The 5,170-nt window shown below is 71.4% G+C and carries 3 protein-coding genes and 1 pseudogene; all 4 read left to right on the top strand.

Annotated elements, in window-relative coordinates; translation table 11 throughout:
- Positions 1–92: pseudogene (locus AB0R04_RS38685) on the top strand (ATP-binding protein); the annotation flags it as partial.
- Positions 93–485: 393 nt separating this feature from the next.
- Positions 486–3,839 carry a nitrate- and nitrite sensing domain-containing protein gene (locus AB0R04_RS38680; protein ID WP_363378850.1) on the top strand — a complete coding sequence of 1,118 codons (3,354 nt, stop codon included), beginning with the start codon at positions 486–488 and terminating at the stop codon, positions 3,837–3,839.
- A gap of 10 nt (positions 3,840–3,849) precedes the next feature.
- Positions 3,850–4,263, top strand: a complete 414-nt coding sequence (locus tag AB0R04_RS38675; RefSeq protein ID WP_030057391.1) for a roadblock/LC7 domain-containing protein — start codon at positions 3,850–3,852, stop codon at positions 4,261–4,263.
- A 161-nt stretch (positions 4,264–4,424) separates the two neighbouring features.
- Positions 4,425–5,120 carry a DUF742 domain-containing protein gene (locus AB0R04_RS38670; RefSeq protein ID WP_363378848.1) on the top strand — a complete coding sequence of 232 codons (696 nt, stop codon included), beginning with the start codon at positions 4,425–4,427 and terminating at the stop codon, positions 5,118–5,120.
- Positions 5,121–5,170 lie beyond the last annotated feature (50 nt).

Below are 5,170 nucleotides of genomic sequence, written 5' to 3'. Positions count from 1 at the left end.
CCGTCGTCACCCTCGACGCCCGCCGCCGCGACAGCGCCAAAAGCGCCCTCATCACCCTCGTCGAACACGCCCTCCTCGCCCGACTCCGATGACGGGCCGGACATCCGGACCCCGGGGGCCGTCGGCGTGACGGCCCCCGGGGCGGAGCCGCTACCGGCCGATGTCCTCCAGGGGCATCGCGCAAGACCCGCTGTATAAGCAGCGGATAACAGTTCGGTAGGCATTTTGTGATCAACAGTGACTCTGCGTGGTGAACTAGCGCCACTCAGCGCCAGAAGACCACGGTTTTGCTCCGTCATGTCGGTGAATGTCCCTATTGCGCCGACGCGGGGGCCATCCTGCGGCTGTTTGTCCCCCATCTCTGCACGTGCTGAAATTCCAGCTACCCCTGAAACCCTCGCGCCGGCCCACCGGTGACGGGCCAGGGCCCGGGGGTAGCGCTGGATTGATCCATGGCCGACAGTCGGCCGAGAGGTAGTTGTCGAGTGAGGCGTAAGCAGCAACCCGCCCCGCAGCGGCGCTCCGAGCCCCGCCGGAGCGAGCCGAACGGTACCGCAGCGGACCCGGCCGGATTCTCCGCTTTCACCCCCACCGAGGAGCGCTCCCAGGCCTCCCCGGCCCCGCAGCCCCCGGCCGCGTCCACGGAACCCCGCAGCGGCGGTCCGGACGGCGACGCCTCCAGGCGGTACGACTTCCTCCGCCCGCGCAACTGGCGCGTGCCGACCCGTCTGATCGCGATCCTGCTGATCCCCGTGATCATCAGCCTCGTCTTCGGCGGCCTCCGCGTGAACACCTCGGTCGACGGCTACATCAAGGCCTCCCGCGCCGAGAAGACCGCCGAGCTCGCCAAGGCGGCCACCGAGCTCGCCGAAGCGCTGGAGATCGAGCGCGACACCACGCTGATACCCCTGCTCACCAAGCAGGACCCGGACGGCAAGGTCGCCAAGATCCGCGCCAGCACGGACGCCGCGCTGAAGGCGTACGAGGCGGCCTACGCGGCCTCCGACAAGTCCGGTGAACTGCCGCGCCGCCACGAGGGCTTCCAGGCCCTGGTGGTCGACCTGCCGCACCTGCGGTCCAGCGCGTACGGATCCGAGCTGTTCGCCGGCGCCACCGTCAACGCCTACTCGGTGATGTTCGCCCCGCTGCTGTCCTACGACAACTCGGTCGGCCTCGGCTCCAGCAACGCCGCCAGCAAGGGCCGCGCGATCTACGCGATGTCCCTCGCCAAGGCCTCCGCCTCGACCCAGCGCGCGCTCATGCTGCACCTGCTGGTCGGCATCTCCCAGAACGCCACCACCCGGTTCGAGAACGCCGACGTGATCCAGCAGATCCTGGTCGCGGAGCGGCTGGAGCAGGTCTCGCTGACCGAGTTCAACACCGGCAGCGCCCCCGAGGACGCCCGCAAGTACGCCAACGCGCAGGTCGTCCAGGCCGCCGCGCAGGAGCGCTCGGCCTACAAGATGCCGAACGGCACCGCGCCCTCCATGCAGACCCTGCTCTCCCTCGGCGCCGCCTACAGCCAGGCCGCCGCCGAGGGCCAGAGCAAGGGCAAGGCCGCCGCCGACCAGGCCTACAAGGAGGCCAAGGACTCCGGTCTCACCCCGGAGAACTGGAACCAGGCCGCCAACACCCACATCCAGGCCCTGCGCGACACCGAGGTCCAGCTGCTGGACGACGTCCTCACGGACTCCCGCGGCCTCAAGGACAACGCGCTCTACGACGCCATCCTCAACACGATCATCGTCGTCGCGGCGCTCATCCTGGCCGGCCTGCTCACCGGCTACGTCGCCCGCTCGATGATCCTCGGCATGCGCACCCTGCGCAGCGCCGCCCTGGAGATCGCCGACCACCGCCTGCCGGACCTGGTCGAGAAGCTCTCCAAGACCGACCCCGACCGGGTCGACACCTCCGTCACCCCGATCCCGCTGCACGGCAAGGACGAGATCGGCGAGGTCGCCCGGGCGTTCGACCAGGTCCACCAGCAGGCCGTGGCGCTCGCCGCCGAGCAGGCCCTGCTGCGAGGGAACGTCAACGCGATCTTCACCAACCTGTCGCGTCGCAGCCAGGGCCTGATCCAGCGCCAGCTGGCGCTGATCACCGACCTGGAGAACAACGAGGCCGACCCGGACCAGCTGGAGAACCTCTTCAAGCTGGACCACCTCGCCACCCGCATGCGCCGCAACGGTGAGAACCTGCTCGTCCTCGCGGGCGAGGAGGCCGGCCGCCGCTGGAACACCCCGGTCCCGCTGGTCGACGTGCTCCGCGCCGCCTCCTCCGAGGTGGAGCAGTACGAGCGCGTCGAGCTGTCCGGCATCCCGGAGGTCGAGGTCGTCGGCGCCGCCGTGACCGACCTCGTCCACCTGCTCGCCGAGCTGTTGGAGAACGCCACCTCGTTCTCCAGCCCGCAGACCCGGGTCCTGGTCAACGCGACCCGCCTGCCGGACGGCCGGGTGCTGGTCGAGATCCACGACAAGGGCATCGGCCTCACCGCCGACGACTTCGCCGAGATCAACGAGAAGCTGGCCGAGCCGCCCACCGTCGACGCCACCATCTCCCGCCGCATGGGCCTGTTCGTGGTCGGCCGGCTGTCCCAGCGGCACGACGTCCGCGTCCAGCTCCGCCCGTCCGGCGAGTCCGCCGGCACCACCTCGCTGGTCATGATCCCGCCGTTCATCACCCGGTCGGGCGCCGCGCCGGAGCCCGAGGAGCAGTTCACCGTCTCCCGGATCTTCGCCGAGCAGGAGCCGACCTCCCAGTGGGCGCCCAACGGCCAGCCGCGCAGCGCCGCCGAGCTGGGCTTCGACGACCACCTCACCGGCACCGGCAACGCCGGATCCAGCGGCTTCAGCCCGGCCCTGGAGGCCGTCCAGCGCTCGCAGCGCCTCGACCAGGTCCGCCGCGCGGCCCTGGAGAGCGGCCCGCACGACGGCGAGCCGCCGGTGCTGGACGCCGAGGTCGAGGAGGAGTACCAGCAGGGCTACGACCAGTACGCCCCCCAGGGCTACGAGCAGCAGTCCGGCTACGCCGACGACCAGTACGGCTACCAGCAGGACGGCTACCAGCAGGACGAGTACGGCCAGGACCAGTACGGCCAGTACCCGCAGCAGGGCTACGACCAGTCCGGCTACGCCGACGACCAGTACGGCCGCCAGGACTACCAGGGCGACGGCTACCAGGGCTACCAGGACGGCTACGCCGACCAGTACGGCCAGCAGGCCGAGGAGGCCCCGGCCGGCCACCCGTACGCCCCGGAGCCGCCCGCACTGCCCGCCGCCGAGCCCACCCCCACCCTGCCGTCCGGGCTGCCGCAGCGCCGCCCCGGCCAGCAGCTGGCGGGTGGCGGCTTCGGCGCCCCGACCGCTCCGGCGGGCGGCGGCTCCGGCGGCGAGACCCCGAACTGGTTCGCCGGCGCCAAGGACACCTCGGCGGTCGACGAGCCGCGCGGCCACGACGTGTCGGCGCTGGGCGGCTACGGCCCGACCGGCCCGACCAACTCGCCCTGGCAGTCGCCCAACGACGGCGCCTGGCAGCAGGCCGAGCAGACCCGCGAGCCCGCCTCCGGCGGCACCACCGGGGCAGGCCTGCCGCGGCGCGTGCCCAAGCAGAACCTGGTGGCCGGAAACGCCAAGCCCACTCCGCAGGAAGGGCCGCAGGTCTCCCGCAGCCCCGAGGAGGTCCGCGGTCGGCTCACCAACCTGCGCCGCGGCGTGGAGCAGGGCCGCAGTGCCGGTAACACCGGAAGCTTCCGGATCGACCCCGATCAGGTAGACCCGTCCGGCAACGGACAGAACCGAAGCACCGATCTCTTCGGCGGCTCGAACCACCAGGAGCGTTGAGTTGACTCAGATGAGCCAGGCCGCACAGAACCTGAACTGGCTGATCACCAATTTCGTGGACAACACCCCCGGGGTGTCCCACACCGTGGTGGTCTCCGCCGACGGCCTCCTGCTGTGCATGTCCGAGGGCTTCCCCCGTGATCGCGCCGACCAGCTCGCAGCCGTCGCCTCCGGCCTCACCTCCCTCACCTCCGGCGCCAGCCGGATCTTCGAAGGAGGCGAGGTCAACCAGACCGTCGTCGAGATGGAACGAGGCTTCCTCTTCCTCATGGCCGTCAGCGACGGCTCCGCCCTCGCCGTACTCGCCTCCCCCGACTCCGACATCGGCCTCGTCGGCTACGAGATGGCCCTCCTCGTCGACCGCGCCGGCGCCGTCCTCACCCCCGCACTCCGCGCGGAACTCCAGGGCAGTCTCCTGCACTGACGGTCCGTCGGATACCGTCCAGGTATTCGAAGTACCTCCGCGTCCTTCCCGGGCCCGCTTCGGCGGGCTCGGGTTCGGACGTTGTACGGCCTTCGCACCACCGGCTCCGGACCTGCGCCGAAGCTCGCACCGCACCGCCGCACCCTGTGAGGAGAGGAACCGTGACACCGCCCGACGACCGCAGCGGCCAGTACGGCGTTCCGTACCCTGGCACAGGCCATGACGCCTTCGGAGCACCCGGCGTCGGCCACGGTCAGCAGTACGGCCAGCCTCAGCACGGCCAGCAGCACGGACAGCAGTACGGCCAGCACCAGTACGGGCAGCCCCAGCACCCGTACGGGCAGCCGCAGCAGGAGCAGTACGACCGGCAGGGCCCGCCCGGCCAGTACCGACAGCCGCAGCCCGCCTTCGACACGCCGCCGCCCGGCTACCCGGCGCCGGCGCCCGCCCCGGCCCCCGGCTACCGGCCGGCCCACGAGCCCGGGCACGTCGAGGAGTTCGAGGACGAACCCGACTCCGGCCCGCTGATCCGGCCGTTCGCGATGACCGGTGGACGCACCCGGCCGCGCTACGAACTCGCGCTGGAGGCCCTCGTCTCCGCCGACGTCGACCCGCAGCGCCTGGCCACCCTGCTCCCCGAGCACCAGCGGATCTGCACCCTGTGCAGGGAGGTCAAATCCGTCGCGGAGGTGTCGGCGCTGCTCTCCCTTCCCCTGGGAGTGGCCCGCATCCTCGTGGCCGACCTGGCCGAGGCCGGCCTCGTCGCCATCCACCAGCCCGCTTCCGGCGGCGAATCCGGAAACCAGCCCGACGTCACGCTGCTCGAAAGGGTCCTCAGTGGACTTCGCAAGCTCTAACGCGGCCGCCCCCACCCGCGCCACCACCTCCGCGAAGATCGTCGTCGCGG

The sequence above is a fragment of the Kitasatospora sp. NPDC056731 genome (genome assembly GCF_040687675.1).
In the GTDB taxonomy this organism is placed as follows: domain Bacteria; phylum Actinomycetota; class Actinomycetes; order Streptomycetales; family Streptomycetaceae; genus Kitasatospora.
The sequence above is the reverse complement of the archived record's forward strand: the minus strand, read 5'-3'. Positions and strand labels throughout refer to the sequence as shown.

What these genes read in the sequence shown, in the direction of transcription:
- AB0R04_RS38675 (WP_030057391.1), top strand. Translation starts at nt 3,850, where the DNA reads ATGAGCCAGGCCGCACAGAACCTGAACTGGCTGATCACCAATTTCGTG.